General features: G+C 28.9%; 12 protein-coding genes. 4 read left to right on the top strand and 8 right to left on the bottom strand.

From position 1 onward, the window contains the following. Positions 1-846 (top strand): 16S rRNA (adenine(1518)-N(6)/adenine(1519)-N(6))-dimethyltransferase RsmA, encoded by an 846-nt coding sequence (gene rsmA, locus HNQ06_RS01340; protein WP_184107328.1) that lies wholly within the window; start codon positions 1-3, stop codon positions 844-846. Here the strand turns inward: rsmA and pta are convergent. Then, on the bottom strand, positions 829-1,866 hold the full coding sequence (pta, locus tag HNQ06_RS01345; RefSeq protein ID WP_184107160.1) for a phosphate acetyltransferase: 1,038 nt from the start codon (positions 1,864-1,866) through the stop codon (positions 829-831). The two genes, rsmA and pta, sit on opposite strands and share 18 nt — an antisense overlap. Before the next feature lie 108 nt (positions 1,867-1,974). Then, positions 1,975-2,769: a 5'-methylthioadenosine/adenosylhomocysteine nucleosidase gene (locus HNQ06_RS01350; protein ID WP_184107162.1), complete on the bottom strand. Its 795-nt coding sequence runs from the start codon at positions 2,767-2,769 to the stop codon at positions 1,975-1,977. Positions 2,770-2,924: 155 nt separating this feature from the next. Between HNQ06_RS01350 and metG the strand changes: the two genes are divergently transcribed. Continuing rightward, complete coding sequence (gene metG / locus HNQ06_RS01355; protein ID WP_184107164.1) at positions 2,925-5,129, top strand: methionine--tRNA ligase; 2,205 nt, start codon at positions 2,925-2,927, stop codon at positions 5,127-5,129. Between the two features lie 9 nt (positions 5,130-5,138). Continuing rightward, the gene (locus HNQ06_RS01360; protein ID WP_184107166.1) at positions 5,139-6,182 is read left to right on the top strand and encodes a lipid II:glycine glycyltransferase FemX; all 1,044 of its coding nucleotides are present in this window, start codon (positions 5,139-5,141) and stop codon (positions 6,180-6,182) included. Here the strand turns inward: HNQ06_RS01360 and murD are convergent. From murD to HNQ06_RS01375, 3 genes are all read right to left on the bottom strand, one after another. Continuing rightward, positions 6,179-7,534, bottom strand: a complete 1,356-nt coding sequence (gene murD, locus HNQ06_RS01365; protein ID WP_184107168.1) for a UDP-N-acetylmuramoyl-L-alanine--D-glutamate ligase — start codon at positions 7,532-7,534, stop codon at positions 6,179-6,181. The genes HNQ06_RS01360 and murD overlap by 4 nt on opposite strands. Positions 7,535-7,553: 19 nt before the next feature. Then, positions 7,554-8,900 carry an MATE family efflux transporter gene (locus HNQ06_RS01370; RefSeq protein ID WP_184107170.1) on the bottom strand — a complete coding sequence of 449 codons (1,347 nt, stop codon included), beginning with the start codon at positions 8,898-8,900 and terminating at the stop codon, positions 7,554-7,556. 164 nt (positions 8,901-9,064) lie between these two features. Next, a complete protein-coding gene (locus tag HNQ06_RS01375; protein WP_184107329.1) occupies positions 9,065-10,414 on the bottom strand; it encodes an MATE family efflux transporter in 1,350 nt (449 codons plus the stop codon). A gap of 117 nt (positions 10,415-10,531) precedes the next feature. On the opposite strand from HNQ06_RS01375, the gene HNQ06_RS01380 reads away from it, so the two are divergent. Further along, a complete protein-coding gene (locus HNQ06_RS01380) occupies positions 10,532-11,320 on the top strand; it encodes a M15 family metallopeptidase (protein WP_184107172.1) in 789 nt (262 codons plus the stop codon). Here HNQ06_RS01380 and recG read toward each other — a convergent pair. The 3 genes from recG to dnaE are packed head-to-tail and all read right to left on the bottom strand — an operon-like array spanning position 11,317 to position 17,462. After that, positions 11,317-13,377, bottom strand: coding sequence for an ATP-dependent DNA helicase RecG (gene recG, locus HNQ06_RS01385; protein ID WP_184107174.1), 2,061 nt, complete (start codon positions 13,375-13,377; stop codon positions 11,317-11,319). The two genes, HNQ06_RS01380 and recG, sit on opposite strands and share 4 nt — an antisense overlap. A 9-nt stretch (positions 13,378-13,386) precedes the next feature. Beyond that, positions 13,387-13,941: a YggT family protein gene (locus tag HNQ06_RS01390; RefSeq protein WP_184107330.1), complete on the bottom strand. Its 555-nt coding sequence runs from the start codon at positions 13,939-13,941 to the stop codon at positions 13,387-13,389. A 35-nt stretch (positions 13,942-13,976) separates the two neighbouring features. Further along, on the bottom strand, positions 13,977-17,462 hold the full coding sequence (gene dnaE / locus HNQ06_RS01395) for a DNA polymerase III subunit alpha (protein WP_184107176.1): 3,486 nt from the start codon (positions 17,460-17,462) through the stop codon (positions 13,977-13,979). Between the last annotated feature and the right edge of the window lie 66 nt (positions 17,463-17,528).

The following is a 17,528-nucleotide window of genomic DNA, read 5'->3' on the forward strand; positions in this document are numbered from 1 at the left end:
ATGGTACTATCTCTTTTATCTATGAATATCAACTATAATAGTATAGCTAGCATAAAACAAACCTTAAAAGAAAGAAAAATCGCTCCAAGAAAATTGTGGGGACAAAACTATCTAATCAACGAAAGCATAAGGCAAAAAATAATAGAAAGCTTGGATATAAAAGAAAATGAAAAAATCTGGGAAATTGGCCCAGGCCTTGGCGCAATGACTGAAATTTTATTAAAAAAAACCAATCTTTTAACCGCATTTGAAATTGACTTAAAATATTCAGAAATATTAAATGAAAAATTTGGAAAATTAAAAAACTTTAAATTGATAAAAGGGGATTTTTTAAAAAAATACAAAAACGAAAATCAAAACATTGATAAAATATTTTCAAATTTGCCATATAATATTGCATCAAAAGTAATATCTAAATTAATTGAAGAAAACTTTTTAAAAGAAATGGTATTCACAGTACAAAAAGAATTAGCCGACAGAATAACTGCAAAAATAAATAGCAAAAACTATTCTTCATTTACAGTCTTAGTACAATCACACTTCAAAGCAATTAAAATATTAGACATAGGAGGAAACAATTTTTATCCTGCACCCAAAGTTAAGTCTACAACACTAAAATTAATTCCTAAAAAAAACAACATAAAAGACTTCAATGAATTCAACAAATTGGTTAGAACTGTATTTTCAAGCAGAAGAAAAAAATTAAAAAACACCATTATTAATTTCATTGCAAACAAAGCTACTCTGAGGGAAAATTTTTTAAAAGAATATTTAGAAAAAAGACCTGAGAACATTTCCGTTGAAGAATTTATACAAATTTCCAACACTTTAAATGCTTATCATTAAAGCACTTGCAAATACAATTTCATCAACAGAACAGCCCCTTGAAAGATCACTAATGGGCTTAGAAAAACCTTGTAAAAAGGGGCCGTAGGCTTTAGCAAAAGCAAATCTCTCTACTAATTTATAACCAATATTGCCTGCATCTAAATTAGGAAATATTAAAACATTAGCAGAACCTGCTACTAAAGATTTGCTACATTTTTTTTCTGCAACATCTTTTATTATGGCTGAATCAAGTTGAAGCTCTCCATCAATAAGCAAATCACTCTCTTTAGTCTTAACAATATTTAAAGCATTCTTTACTTTTTCAGTTTCTTTAGCACTGGAAGACCCTTTTGTTGAAAAGCTTAAAAGAGCAACCTTGGGCTTTGCATTTAAAATATCTTTAAAAGATTTAGCACTTTGCAATGCAATTTCTGCAAGCTCTAAAGAATCAGGATTGACTACTACAGAACAATCTGCAAAAAATAAAATTCCATTATATCCAAAACAAAAATCAACATTACGAGCAATACTTAAGGTATCCATAATCATAAAAGACGATACAATATTAACACCTTCCAACTTGGGAATTATTCTTATAGCATTAGACAAAACCTTAGCAGAAGTTGAAATCGCCCCACAAACACAAGATTTGGCATAACCAAACCTTACCATAAGCATGGCAAAAGTAATCTCATCTAAAACTTGAGTCTTTAAACTTTGCTTTGTAGCTCCCTTTAGCTTTAGCAAGCTCCAATATTCATCCAAATACATTTCAATGTCTGGAAAAAAATTGGGATCAACAACTTCTATTCTTTCTAAAATATTATTACAATTAGAAAATTCTTTTAAAGAATTAATAACAGGATCTTTTTTGCCTATCAAAATAATAGAATCTGCAAGATTTTTTTGCAAAATAACAATAGCTGCCCTTAAAACTCTAGAATCACTACTTTCAGGAAAAACTATATTGGCCTTAAACTTATTCTCTTTTACAAATATCTTCGCCTTATTGAAAACATAATCTTTTAAAGAAAACACTCTATAAAAATATTACAATACAAATTGATAAATGCATAAAAAAAAGACATTTTTAAATAAAAAATCTTTCCTCATGCATAATTTTCTATTATAAAAATTAAATATTTCTTAAAGCATTCTTAAAATCTCTTGTACAACTTTAGCTGAATTAAAAGCAGCTAATTTAGAAAATTTACTATATTCAACTTCATTTCCTTCTTTATTTACAATATCAGATATTGACCTAATAACTATAAAAGGTACATTAAATATATGAGAAACATGCCCTATTGCTGCACCTTCCATCTCAACAGCTATTACATCTTTAAAGTTTCCTATAATTTTGTTAATATAAGCTGGATCAATAAACTGATCTCCTGTTAGTATTAATCCTGAATATGTATTAGAATCTCCAACCTTTGATTTAATCGCCTCTTTAGCTTTATTAACCAAATTCTTATTGGCACTAAATTTTTGAGGTAATCCCACAAGCTGTCCCACCTTGTATCCAAATTTAATCAAATCAACATCATGATATGCAACCTCTGAAGACACTACCACATCTCCTACTTTAATATCTTTGTATTTAGCACTAACAACACCACCAGCAACTCCAGAATTAATTACATGACTTATATTGTATTTTGACAAAATATAGCCAGTCCACATACCTGCATTAACCTTGCCAATCCCACAAACAATAGTCATAACATTGCGATTAGACAACTTCCCCTTTACAATCTTTTTATTAAGACCATACTCCTTAAGCACTATTTCTTCCTTATTAGACATAAGCTTGTTTATCTGCTCAGCCTCAGAGTCCATAGCAGTTACTATTAAAACATTGATATTTTTAGAAAAAGCAACATATCCGTTTGAAAAAACCAATACAAAAAGAAAAAATTTTATTAAATAATTATTCATAAACTTGCACTCCTTACAGTAAAAGAATATTTATATCAATTTTATACAAAAAAAATCCAAAACAGAATTACTTTTGAAAGAATTTTTGCAAGGTATTGAAAAAAAATATCCTATCCGTATTACAATATTAATAGCTTAAAAAAAGGGGAAACTGAATGAAAAAAATGAATCTGGTTACAGCTGCTCTACCCTATGTTAATAACATACCTCATCTTGGAAATTTAGTGCAAGTATTATCAGCTGATGCTTTTGCAAGATACTCAAAAATGTCGGGAATTGAAACTCTTTATATCTGCGGAACAGATGAATATGGAACAGCTACAGAAACCAAAGCTCTAATTGAAAATACTACCCCTTTAGAACTTTGTAATAAATATTATGAAATACATAAATCAATTTACAAATGGTTCAATATTGAATTTGATATCTTCGGCCGCACAACTAACAAGCACCATCAAGACATTGTACAAAATTTTTTCCTACAATTAGAAAAAAATGGCTATATAAAAGAGCGAGAAACTGAACAGTTTTTTTGCAATAAAGATTCAATGTTCTTAGCTGATAGATATGTAATAGGAGAATGCCCAGAATGCCAAAGCATGGCTAAAGGAGATCAGTGCGACAACTGTTCTAAGCTTTTAAATCCAACAGACCTAATAAATCCAAAATGCATAATTTGCAAAAACAAACCTATTTTAAAAAAAACCAGTCATCTTTATTTGGATCTTCCTAAAATAAAAACAAAACTTGAAAAATGGATAAAAAATACAACTACTAGCAAGAATTGGAATACCAATGCCCTTAAAATGACAAAAGCTTTTTTAAGAGATGGCCTTAAAGAAAGAGCAATTACAAGAGACCTAAAATGGGGAATTCCTGTGCCTAAAAAGGGTTATGAAAATAAAGTATTTTATGTATGGTTTGATGCTCCAATAGGATACATTTCAATTACCAAAAATATTGTCAAAAATTGGAAATCTTGGTGGAAAAACAATGATCAAGTAAATCTTGTGCAATTTATTGGAAAAGACAATATATTGTTTCATACAATTATATTCCCTTGCATAGAAATTGGTAGTAAAGAAAATTGGACAATATTAAATCAACTCTCATCAAGCGAGTACCTAAATTACGAAAATCTTAAATTTTCAAAATCAGAAGGAACGGGGATTTTTGGAAACGATGCTATTACCACGGGAATCCCTTCTGATATTTGGCGATTCTACATCTACTACAATAGGCCTGAAAAATCTGATTTTCAATTTATGTGGCAAGATCTCCTGGAAAGAGTAAATACAGAACTTATTGATAATTTTTCAAACCTTGTCAACAGAGTATTAACATTTCAAAGAAAATTCTTTGGAGATGTAATAGAAACAATAGAAATTCAAAATAAATTTTGGAAACAAATAACACCAAAATATAATAAAATACTAAATCTTTTTAAAAAGACAGAACTAAAATCTGCACTCAAAGAAATACTTAAAATTTCATCCCTTGGAAACAAAATATTTCAAGATAACGAACCATGGAAAAGAAAAGACAGCTCTCCACAAGAAACAAAAGAACTAATCTCAAACTTAATATACCTAATAAGAGACTTATCTATTTTAATGATGCCATTCATTCCCGAAACAAGCAAAAAGATACAACAATTTTTTGGCAACAGTTATCAATTTTCGACCAAAATTCTTGGAACTAAATCGGGAATTAAAAAAATTGAATTCACAGAAATATTATTCAATAAACTAGAGCAAAAAAAAATTAACAATTTAAAGCTAAAATATTCAGGAGAGAAAAACATGAAAGAAAAAGAACAAGCGGAAAACCTGCTTAGAGAAAAAGAACAACCAGAAAACTTGTTTAGAGAAAAAGTGCTCTTAAGAGTTGCAAAAATAAATAAAATAGAAAGAAATCCTGAGGCTAAAAACTTATTCATATTAAAATTAGATGACGGAAATAACAAGGACAAACAAATAGTAAGCAGTCTTGAAGGATATTACACAGAAGAAGAACTTTTGGGAAAACATATAATAATAGTAGATAATTTAAAGCCTGCAAAGTTTAGGGGAATAAAATCTGAAGGAATGCTAATAGCTACTGAGGACAAAAATAAAAATTTTAAAGTTATAATTGTAGAAGATTCAATCAAAAATCCTATTGCTGGAGAGAGAATAATACTTGAAACCGATCAGAATAAAGATCTTGCCTACCCACCTAAAATTGACATAAATAAATTTTTAAAAGTTAATATAGTAGCAGAAAACGGAGAGCTTAAAATAAACGGAATAAGCTTAATATTAGAAAATTCTAAGAACAAAATATTGTCTAAAGATATTCCAAACGGAATAGTTTGCTAAGAGCTATTAATGACTATTAAAAAAATACAAACAAAAGAAATGGAAGAAAATTATCTTCAAAGCGAACTGTGGGCATTAATAAAAACAACAAAAAACAGCAATTGGAAAGCCATAGCATTTGAAAGTGATATTCTTGGTAAAATTATTGTAATGCAGAGAAGACTGTTTAAAAATTTTTATTTAGCATATATTCCACATCCAGAATTCTCAAACAAAACTCTTGAAAACATTAATATTGATAAAATAAGCAAAAATATTAAAGAATTTAGCACAAAAATAAAACCCTACTTACATAAAAATACAATTTTTTTAAGATTCGATTTAATGTATTACTATCAAAGAACGCTGAATGAGAAATATTTTCCACTAAAAATTAAAATCAAATATCTAAAAAAATCATTTGATGACATACAGCCTTCAAACACAACAATATTAAACTTAAACAATTCTCTTGAGAATATTTTGCTTAACATGAAAAAAAAAACAAGATACAACATAAAGCTCAGCTCAAAAAAAAATCTAAATATAATAATAGATGATAAATTTAAACATTTAAATGAATTTTACAAACTTTACAAAGAAACTAGCAAAAGAGATAAATTTGCTATTCATTCAGAAGAATATATACAAAACCTCATCAAAATATTCAAACAAGACAAAAATGCCCAAATAAAAATGATAATTGCATTTTATAACAACACAATTATTTCTGGAATAATAGTGGGAATTTACAAGGAAAAAGCCATCTACCTTTACGGGGCTTCAAGCAAAGAATATAGAAATTTAATGCCCAATTACGCAGTACAATTTAAAGCAATCCAAATTTTGAAAAAATTAGGAATAAAAGAATATGATTTATTGGGAATCCCTCCAATTGCAAATAAAAAACACCCCTTATATGGTCTTTTTGGTTTTAAAACAGGATTTGGGGGCAATATTATTCACAGAATTGGCTGTTATGATTTTACTTACAAAAATTTTATTTATAGGATTTATGCAAATCTTGAAAAACTTAGATACTTTTATTACAAAGTATTAAGGAAAAAAATTTAACCAAGCGTATTAACTAAATTTTTAAATTGCAAGCCCCTATCAAACTCATTATCAAAAAGCTCAAAAGAAGCACTGGCAGGGGAAAATAATACAATGTCGCCTGGACTTGAAATTTTGAAAGAATAATTTACTGCGTCTTTTAAAGAATTAAATACAAAATACTGTATGCTACTTTTTTCTAAAATCTTAATAATTTTTACAGTTGCACTACCTTTTATTAAGATCCAAGTTTTTACAATATTTATTATCTTGCTAAAACTTGAAAAATCAAGCTCTTTATCAGTTCCCCCAACAATCAAGTTAATGTGGTTATCATTTGTTTTTAAACTTTTAATAGATAAAACCGTAGACTCAGGAATAGTTGAAGCTGTATCATTATAAAACATTACATTTTGAACTAATTTAACAAACTCTAATCTATGCTCAATGCCTTTAAAATTATTTAAAATCTGAGACGTATGATTAAGGTCTATATTTAAATAATACGAAACAAAAAAAGCAATAAACTTGGGAATCATAAAAACAACCTGCGACTCAGAAAAACTTCCAATCAAATTATCATTAAAATATACTTTGCCTTCATTGCAATAAAAAATATCTTGACCAAAATCACAACGATTGGATTCGGAAAATAAAATAACTTTGGCTTTTGATTTAAATTTTGAAAAATATTTGTAATAAGCCTTGTCCTGAATAATCACAATTCCTGAAGCTTGATTTACAAAAATTTTTGACTTATCGATAATATAGTCATCAAAATTTAAATAATAGTTTTGGTGATCGTTGTAAACATTTGTAATAATGCTAAGAATAGGATTAAAATTATCTAAAGATTGCAATTGCCAAGAAGAAAGCTCCAAAATCACAGGAGATCTTCCATCAAGTTGATCAAAAAAATTTAAAGGAGAAACACCAATATTTCCTCCAAGCTTTGCCCTTGGATATTTTTTTTTCAAAACCTGATACAAAAGAGACACAAGAGTAGATTTACCTTTGGTGCCCGTTACTGCGATTATAGGATTCTTGTTGAATATCAAAAATAAGCTAATATCCGTTTCAACTCGTTTGGCAAGCTTTAAATATTCATTATTGGGTTTCACACTAGGATTTTTCACAACAATATCAGCATTTTTAAAATCATTTATATCATGCTTACCTAAAACATACCTAATTTGATTATCAAAATCTCTTAAAGAATCAATACTTAAAGCTAATTCTGCCTCACTTTTAAGATCAGTAATTACTAACCTTGCCCCATGCTTTAATAAAAATCTAGAAAGAGCTACTCCTCCTCCATTAATACCCAATCCCATGACTAAAAAATTTAAATTTTTAATTTCGTCTAAACGCACAATAAAGATTATATCAAACCTACCAGCCTGTTTTAATAGATTTAATCCACCTTTCACTATAAAAATAAGGAAGTGAAATAGCAAGTTTGATTGCATCCTCAAGAGCTGGAATAAAAACAACAATTTCAAAAGGCAAATTTGTATAATTTGCTAAAACAAAAGCAATGGGAATAGTATAAACAAAAGTTACAGAACCCTCCATGATAGCACCAAAACTTGGAGATGCTCCTGCACGAAAAAATCCGAAAAGATACTGAAAAGCAAGAGCCATAAAAAAGGCAGAAACAGAAGAATACCTTAAAATAATTCCTATAAGGTGCGAATATTTTAATGTATAAAAAATATAAGGAGCAAAAAATGAAAACACAAACAATGCAAAAGATGTTAAAAAAGCAAGTTTTAAGCCAATTCTACCTAAATAAATTGCAACTTTCATGACTTCTTTTTTACTATTATGCATTTCATAGCCCATCATAATATTCAAAGAAATACAAAAAGAATTAATTATATTAAAGATAATAAAATAAACAGAAAAAGATATGCTGTAAGCAGCATATCTGTGAACATCAATTCCTATAAAAATTGACGTCAGTACAAGATAGCCAAAAAACCAAATAAAATCATTTAAAATGATTGGAATAAAAAACTTAATTAGCTGAAAAAATAGATTAGCATTAACACTTAAATCATCAAATTTAAGATTTAAAATTGAATTCTTGTTAAACACTGTATAAAAAAGATAAACAACAAGCTCTACGACACGAACAACTGTTGTTGCAATAGCAGCTCCAACTACCCCCATATGAAAAACAAAAATAAAAACATAATTTAATATTAAATTTAAAAAAACTGCAAAAACAGAAATGTAAACTTGGAATTTAACAATTTCAATAACCTTAAGAGCATTAGCAATAAGCCCTTTTATAATTGCAAATACGAAAGAAAAAATAGCTATGTTTAAATATATAGCCCCATAATAAATTGCCTGCGTATCATTAGAAATCAATCTGAGTAAAAAAAGGGGATTCAATCTAGAAACAACTACAAACGGAAAAGAAAATAAAATAATAATTAATATACTAATAAAAAATGTATTTCTAAAGCTCTTAAAATCACCCTGATTGTATTGCCTTGTAGCAATTATGTTGTAAGCTCCCACCATAGCAAACCCAATGGTAACAAACAGTTCAAAAAATTTATTTGCAAGAGAAACCCCTGCAACAGGATAATCACCAAGATATGCAACCATGGCATTATCTGTAAGAGAAATAAAATTAAATAAAAAAAACTCAATAGCAGTTGGAATTGCAATTTTTAAAAGATCTTTATAAATTCTATCCTTTTTTGATGCACTTAATGAATACATAAAATTCTCCAAATAAAAAATCAATATTTTTGCAAAGATAAATACCAGAACCTACAATACAGCAAAAGGAATTGCTTTTAAATCAGCATAATCAGAATTAATTTTAGATTCACCAAGATTATTAAAATTTTTATTAACACCAAATATATCACGCCACCCCATGTTCAAGCAAGCTCTTCATACTCAATCTCTCGTATCCAATCATCGTGAAAAAATTCAATTATGATAAATATATTTTTAATGATCTCTTCCAAATTTACAATAAAAACCACTATTGGCAAACTTAAATTTGTATAAAACACCAATAAATAAGCAACTGGAAGTGTATAAAAAACAATTACTCCCGATTCAATAAAAAAACAAACATTTGGTATACCGCTAGCCCTAAAAACCCCAACAAGAACTTGTGCTGTAAAAGCTTTAAAAACTACAATACTTGCAAAAACATAAATAAACACGCTAACAAGTTCGGAAGAATCTAAATTGCTAAAAATATAAGGGGCAAAGCCCGATATTCCAATAAGCAAGATAACTACAAAAATGCCTAAAAGAAATCCCAAAAAAGATAAAAAAAATCCAACCGACCGGACATGTTTTTTGTCATAAATCATTAAATGCCCAATAACAACCCCTGTTGCAAGTCCCATACCATGAAGTAGTACAAAACAAATGTCAAAAAGATTTGATGCAACAGCAAATGAAGCGTATTCAATGCTCCCAACACGAGCATAAAATGCATGTAAAATAGTTATACTCAAAACCCAAAAAATCTCGTGAGACAAAACAGGTATAATCAGTTTTAAATTAGCCCTAGTAACTACCTTTGAAGCAAAAAAATCGCCAAACTTAATCCGATAATATGAATTACTGCTTATCAGACTATATGAAAAATAAAAAACAAACTCAACAATTCTAGCAAGCACAGTGGCATATGCAGCACCTTTTATTCCCATGCTAAAACCAAAAATAAAAATATAATTAAAAACAATATTTATTAAAACAACAATAGAAGTAACATATAAAGGTATTTTTACTTCTTTGGCACTCTTAAACCCCATAGTCGATAAAAAAGAATATGCCATTAACACATAAGACAATGAAATAATTTTTAAATACTCTGATCCAAAATTTAAAGAATTTTGATTAGCTGTAAATAGCTTTATAATGTTTCTTGGAAAAAAGAATGAAAATATAAAAAAAATTATTCCTATTGTAGTTCCAATTGACAATATATAAGCAAAAGATTGTCTTACTTGAAGAAACTTCTTTTTTGCAATTGCTTGGGACACGTAAGCACTTAAAGCTGTACCAAGTCCAAACACAATAATAAAAAAAAGAAAAGTTACTCTATTTGCTAAAGAAACTCCCGTAACATGAAAAGAACCCAAATAGGAGATCATAAAATTATCAAAAAAAGTTACCATTTGAAATAAAAGCGATTCAAAAGCTGTGGGAATAGCTATAACAAATAGCTCTTTTATTATCTGGTCGTAATTTTTAAACTTTTTGATCATATTCCTTATATACAATCTCCTTTATTTATTGCTTTTAAATAAACTTAATCTAATCTAGAATATACATATATTAGAATTAACTATTAATTATACTAAAATATATTATAATTAAATAATATGAAATCAATTTATGTTTTATTACTTCTATTTATTAAACTATCTTTGTTGGCTAACAACGTTTCAAAAAAAGATTTAGAAATACTACTAAAGATTGCCCAAACAATGAATAAGGAGTGCAAAAATTTTATTGAAAAAAATCCTATTCAATTCTTAAAAGAAATAAAGCCCTTAGTAGATGCAGAAAAAAACAACCTCTTAATTCTAATAAATAAAAAAATACCAATTCCTGCAGATTATAAAATACCTGATCTGGTAAATGTTAATGATTTCAAAGATCTTAAGAATCTTGGAGCAAAGACTATTAAAGTAAGAAAAATATTAATCGAAGATTTAATTCGACTAATAAAAGATGCAAAGAAAAATGGAATTGAAATTAAAATCAAATCTGCTTACAGAACGCAAGAATACCAAAAATTTTTATTTGATTACAATGTCAAAACTTATGGAAGAAAGATTGCAGAAACTCAATCAGCAATTCCAGGCCATTCTCAACATCATATGGGAACAGCAATAGATTTTATATCTATAGATGACAATTTACTAAACACAAAAGAAGGAAAATGGCTTTACGAAAATTCTCTAAAATATGGATTTTCTATTTCATACCCAAAAGGATATGAAATAGAAACTGGATATAAAGCAGAGCCTTGGCACTACTTATACATAGGACCTAAGCCATGCTTTATTCAGAAAAAATATTTTAATAATTTACAACATAAGCTTCTTGAATTCTGGAACCATAACAAAACAAATCTTATTGACCTAATTGAAAAATACGCAAACTAAATACTTCTTCCAACATTCAAATAAGAGCAAAAAAGATTATCTAGCAAATCAATATCAATCTTGTCGTAAGCAGAATTATCACAAAAAAACAAATCGAGTTCTTCTCTAATCAATACTATAACATCTCTATCATCAACAAAATTAGCTATTTTTAATTTTAAATATCCTGCTTGTTCAAGCCCAAATAAATTGCCAGGTCCTCTTAACCTTAAATCTTCCTCTGCTATTTTAAATCCATCCAAATTTTCTTTTATAGTTTTCAATCTAAATTTGCCAGCACTTGTTAAAGGCTCTTTATAGAGTAAAAAGAAAAAAGATTGTAAATTACTTCTACCAACACGACCTCTAATTTGATGTAAAGTAGAAAGCCCAAAACGCTCGGCATGCTCTACCACCATACAAGTTGCATTTGGACAATCAATTCCAACCTCAATAACACTAGTAGCCACCAAAATATCTACTTTTTTCGAATAAAAATTTTTCATAATTTCTTCTTTTAAATCGGATGGCAACTTAGAATGAAGCATATCCACAACATACTCGCTAAACACTTCTTTTAATTTTAAACACATATTATTAACATCTTTTAATTCAAATTTTTCTGAAGATGAAATTAATGGATAAACAAAATAAACCTGATGACCTTTTAAGAGCTCTTTTCTTAAAAACTCATAAACTTTATCTTCATTGCCATGCTTTGCTAAATAAGTAGTAATAGGCAAACGCCCCTTAGGTAAGGTTTTAATAAATGAAATTTCAAGATCACCAAAAAGTGTTAACGCAAAACTTCTAGGAATAGGCGTTGCAGACATTAAAAGCATGTCTACCCCTTCTCCTTTGTTTTTAAGCTCTTCTCTTTGAATAACTCCAAATTTATGCTGCTCGTCAATGATAACATATGCTAATCTTTTAAATTCTGTACTTTCGCAAAAAATAGCATGTGTTCCAACTATTAAACCAGAAGTTCCATTTTTAATACTTTCTAATGCTTGCTCCTTATCCTTCTTTTTTAAACTACCAGTCAAAAGAGTCACCGAAATGTTAAAAGACGACAATATGTTAGATAAATTATCATAATGTTGACGAGCTAAAAGATCAGTAGGCGCCATAAATGCCACCTGATAACCAGCTTCAATTAAAGGAAGCCCCGAAAGCAAGGCAACAAGGGTTTTACCACTCCCAACATCACCTTGAAGCAATCTATTCATTGGCTTAGAAGAGTTAAGATCTGAGAATATCTCATCAACAGAAATTTTTTGATCTTCTGTAAGTTCAAAGGGCAAACTTGAAACAACTTTATCAAGCAAATCTCTTGATAAATGCCTTTTTTCTCGGAAAAGAACCTTAGAAGATCTATATCTTGAAAAAAACTGAAGCAAGAAAATTTCTCTGTAAATTAAAGTTTTTTTTGCCTTTTCAAGCATTTCTAATGAACTTGGAAAGTGAATCTCTTTTAAAGCATCACTTAACGACAATAAAGAATACTTTTCTATTAAAAATTTAGGAATATCTGTTTGACCAAACTTAAAAAAATATTCAAGAGCTTCCCTTACATATAATGAAATTTTCTTTGATGTTAATCCCTCTGTCAAAGAATAAACCGGAAGAATTTTCTTAAACCTTTCAGGCTTTTCACTGTAAACTTCACTGTCAAAATTAGAACAACTCCATAAACCACTATAATCGTTATAAGTAAATTTAGAATAAATATAAAATTTTTTATCTATTTTAAAAACATTCTCTAAAAAAGCCCTATTAAAAAGTAGGATTTCAAAAGGCTCATCATTTACGCTTCTAGCCGTTAACTTTAAATTTTTCTTAGAACTATCCCCAAATTTTTTATGCCCTACAACAGTGAACACCGTCATCATATCACAACTTTTCACCTTAGAAAAATCCGGAAAAGTTTGCATATTTTGACGATCTTCATATTTTACAGGAAAAAACTCAATAAGATCTTTAACATTAAAAATTTGCAGATTATTTAACCTTTCAACCCCTTTCTCACCAAGACCACCTATACCTTTAAGTTCATATTCAAACTCATGTAAAAACATTTTAATCTCCTAAAAAGGCAAATATGTTCCTAAAACTCTAATAGCAAATACAACCTGTTCAATAATAATTATAAATGCTACCATTAAAGCACTCCCAACAATCAAACGTAAAGCATAAGACATATGTTTGTCGGTAATTACACCGCTTATCCTAGTGGATAAAGGAAGTAAAAATGAATCGACTGTTTTTAAAAAGTCTGAGCCTTGGAACAAATTCAAAAGCAACAATAACAATCTCAACAATAAAAAGAAAACTATAGCAATAAAAATGCTTCTAAATATCCCCCAAACTTCAACAATGAATAAAATAATAAATGTAGAAAGCCTATAATTGCCATAAGCCAACATTCTTTCAAAAATAGTTAAAGTTATTAAAGCTGCAATTGGAGAAAAATCAAACATACCAAATGTAAAAAAAGGAATTCTTCTGAAAAAAGATAAAAATGGTTCTGTGACAATATGTATAAATCTGAAAAATACATTGGTATTAATCCCTGAAGACACAAGCCAACTAAGAAGGATCCTAATTAAAATTAAAATCCTATAAATCTGCAAAAATACCATCAAAATTTCTATTAAAGCAACTAACACAGCACCTCCTAATCAACCCAAACATCTTCAACTATCACACACTTTCTCAACTTATCAAGCTTATCTTCATCTGGCACAAAATTTAAAATTGAATTCATTTTTAATTTTAAATCCTTGCCATTTTCCCTTAAATAAAAATAAACATTTGAAAATCCAGAATTGTCCTCAAAATTACTTATACTTTCTTTTAAAGAATTAAGTAATTGTAGGTCATTTAATTTATTATTTAAAAATTTAATATGAATATTATTTATTTTATCTTTGGAAAGTCTCTCAATATTTACAACTTTTTCAACTACAATTGAAAATTTGTCTCTGTTAAACGTAAGCCTACCTACAACCCCAACAACATTACCTTCAAGTAAAAAATTTCTATACCTTTCATAGCTTTCTGTAAAAACTACAATATCTATTGCGCCTTTAAAATCTTCTACAACACCAAAAGCCATTTTTGCATTATTTCTTTTAGTTTGAATAACTTTTACTGAATTTAAAATACCAGCAAATTGAACAATGCTATCTTTTTTAGCAGCAAGATCTTTTAAAACATTTAAACTGGAGAAACTATCAATTGCCTTTTTATAAGGATCAAGAGGATGACCCGACACATAAAATCCTAAAAGCTCTTTTTCAAATCCTAAAAGCTCAGAATAAGAATACTCTTTAAAAGTCTGATAATTAAAACTTTGCTGAATTGGATCTTGACTTTCAAGAGCACCAAATAAGCTATTTTGACCAAGTTTTTTATTATTTTTATCTTCTGAAACAACTTCAATCAAACGATCAAGATTTTCAAATAAAGTTTTTCTATTTTGATCCAAACTATCAAAAAGTCCAGATTTTATTGCAGATTCTAAAAATTTCTTATTAATTACTTTATCATCTACACGTCTTATAAAATCTTCAAAAGAACTATATTTGCCGTTTTTTTCTCTCTCATCAATTATTAAATCAACAACAATTCCTCCAAGATTTTTAATCCCATTAAGCCCATAAGAAATTCCAGAATCAGTTACACGAAATTCCCTAAATGATCGATTTATATCGGGCTTGAGCACGTCTATACCTATAGCTTTTGACTCTTCAATGTAATAAGAAAGCTTATCATTATTATTAATTTCATTAGTCAAATTGGCAGCCATAAAATATTCAGGATAATTAGCCTTAAGATAAGCCGTTTGATATGCTATTAAAGAATACGCCGCTGCATGCGATTTGTTAAATCCATACCCCGAAAAAGGCTTTAAAAGTTCAAAAATTTCACTAGCAATTTCTTTGTCATATCCTTTCTCAATAGCACCTCTTAAAAAGTCGACCTTCATCTCATTCATCTCGTCTTCTTTCTTTTTCCCCATAGCACGTCTTAAAATATCGGCCTTGCCAAGAGAAAAGCCTCCAATTATTTTTGCAACTTCCATTACTTGTTCTTGATAAACAATAACCCCATAAGTTGGTCTTAAAACTTCCTTTAAATCTGGATGAGGATATTTAATTCTCTTAACACCTTTTTTAGCAGCAATAAATTGAGGAATAAATTGCATAGGACCTGGCCTATAAAGAGCATTTAAGGCTATTAAATCTTCAATGCTATCGGGCTTTGCGTCTTTTAGAATTTGCTGCATTCCTTCAGATTCAAACTGAAAAACAGATGCACTTCTTCCTTCTCCTAGCATTTTAAAAGTCTTAACATCATTATCTGGAATATTTTTTATTTTAAAATCTGGATTTACACTTCTAATAAGATTTTCCGCATTTTTTATTAACGTCAATGTTTTCAAGCCAAGAAAATCCATCTTAACAAGCCCACATTCTTCAAGCAAATCCATTGTGTATTGAGTAGAAACAGAACCTTGCTTATAATCCTTATAAAGAGGCACATAGTCGGTTAAAGGGGTTTTAGAAATTACAATTCCTGCAGCATGAGTTGAAGCATGCCTATTCATTCCCTCAAGAATCAATGCGGCATTCATTAATTCTTTGTAAACAGGCTTGCTAGTAAAATATTCTTTTAAGGAACTATCATCTAAAACCTCTTTTAAAGAAACTTTGGGACCATCAGGAATAAACTTAGTAAGTTCATTTGATTCAGCAAATGGAATATCTAAAACTCTAGCCACATCCTTAACTACAGCCTTGGGCTTTAAAGTTCCAAAAGTAATTATTTGAGCTACCTTATCTTCTCCATATTTATTGGTAACATATTTTATAATCTCCTCTCTACCTTCAAAACAAAAATCAATATCAAAATCGGGCATAGAAATACGCTCAGGATTTAAAAATCTCTCAAAAAGTAAATTATACTTTAAGGGATCAATATCAGTAATCCTAAGAGCATAAGCTACTATTGAACCAGCACCAGAACCACGCCCAGCTCCAACAGGAATATCGTGATCATGAGCAAATTTAATAAAATCCCAAACAATCAAAAAATACCCTTCAAAACCCATTCCAATTATTACGCTCAATTCATAAAAAGCTCTATCTTTTATTTTGCTTGTCAAAGTTTTATATCTAAATTTCAATCCCTCAAGAGTAAGATGTTCCAAATATTCACCAAGAGTATTAAATTCAACAGGAATTTGATAATCAGGTAAAATAGGGCCTGGAAAAGTTATTTTAAAATCATCACATTTTTCTGCAATCCTTACAGTATTTTCTAAAGCTTCAGGCAAATCATTAAAAAGTTCACACATTTCCTCTTGAGATTTAATATAAAATTCATTGGTTTCCATTTTTAATCTATTCTCATCGCTTTTCTTAGCACCGGTACCAATACAAACAATGATGTCTTGAGCGGCTGCATCTTCTCTGTTAACATAATGAGAATCATTAGCTGCTGTCAAAGGAACTCCAAGTTCCCTAGAATACTCAACCAACCTTTCATTTACAATGTCTTGATCTTTAATGCCATGTCTTTGAAGCTCAAGATAAAAATCATTGCCAAAAACTTTTTTAAACCAAAGAATTTCATTCTTAGCATCTTCAAATCTATTAGCCAAAATAAGTCTTGGAATGAGTCCTCCAATGCAAGCTGAAGTGCAAATTAATCCCTCTGAATATTTTTCAAGATCCTCTTTATCTATCCTTGGACGATAATAAAACCCTTCAAGATAAGAAATACTTGTTAATTTTAATAAGTTTTTATAACCCATCTCATTCTTGGCAAGCAAAATTAAATGGTAAGACATTTTTCCAAGATCGTCCTGTTTTTTTAAAAACTTAGAAGTTTTTGCCATATAAGCTTCAATGCCAATTATTGGCCTAATTCCTGCTTTTTTAGCTTCTTTATAAAATTTAATAGCTCCAAAAAGATTGCCATGATCTGTTAATGCAATATGTGACATATTGCATTTTTTTGCTTTTGATATAATATCTGATATTTTTGCAGCTCCATCCAAAAGAGAATAATCTGAATGAACATGCAAATGAATAAATCTAGCCCTAAAACTCATACCTAAAATTATTTTATCAAAATAAAACTTGATTTTTAACAAACCTTAGTTAAATAAATAAAAACTTAAAAAGCCACTATAATTTTAAATCTCTAATTTAAATTATTG

The organism is Borreliella lanei (assembly GCF_014205895.1).
Lineage (GTDB): Bacteria > Spirochaetota > Spirochaetia > Borreliales > Borreliaceae > Borreliella > Borreliella lanei.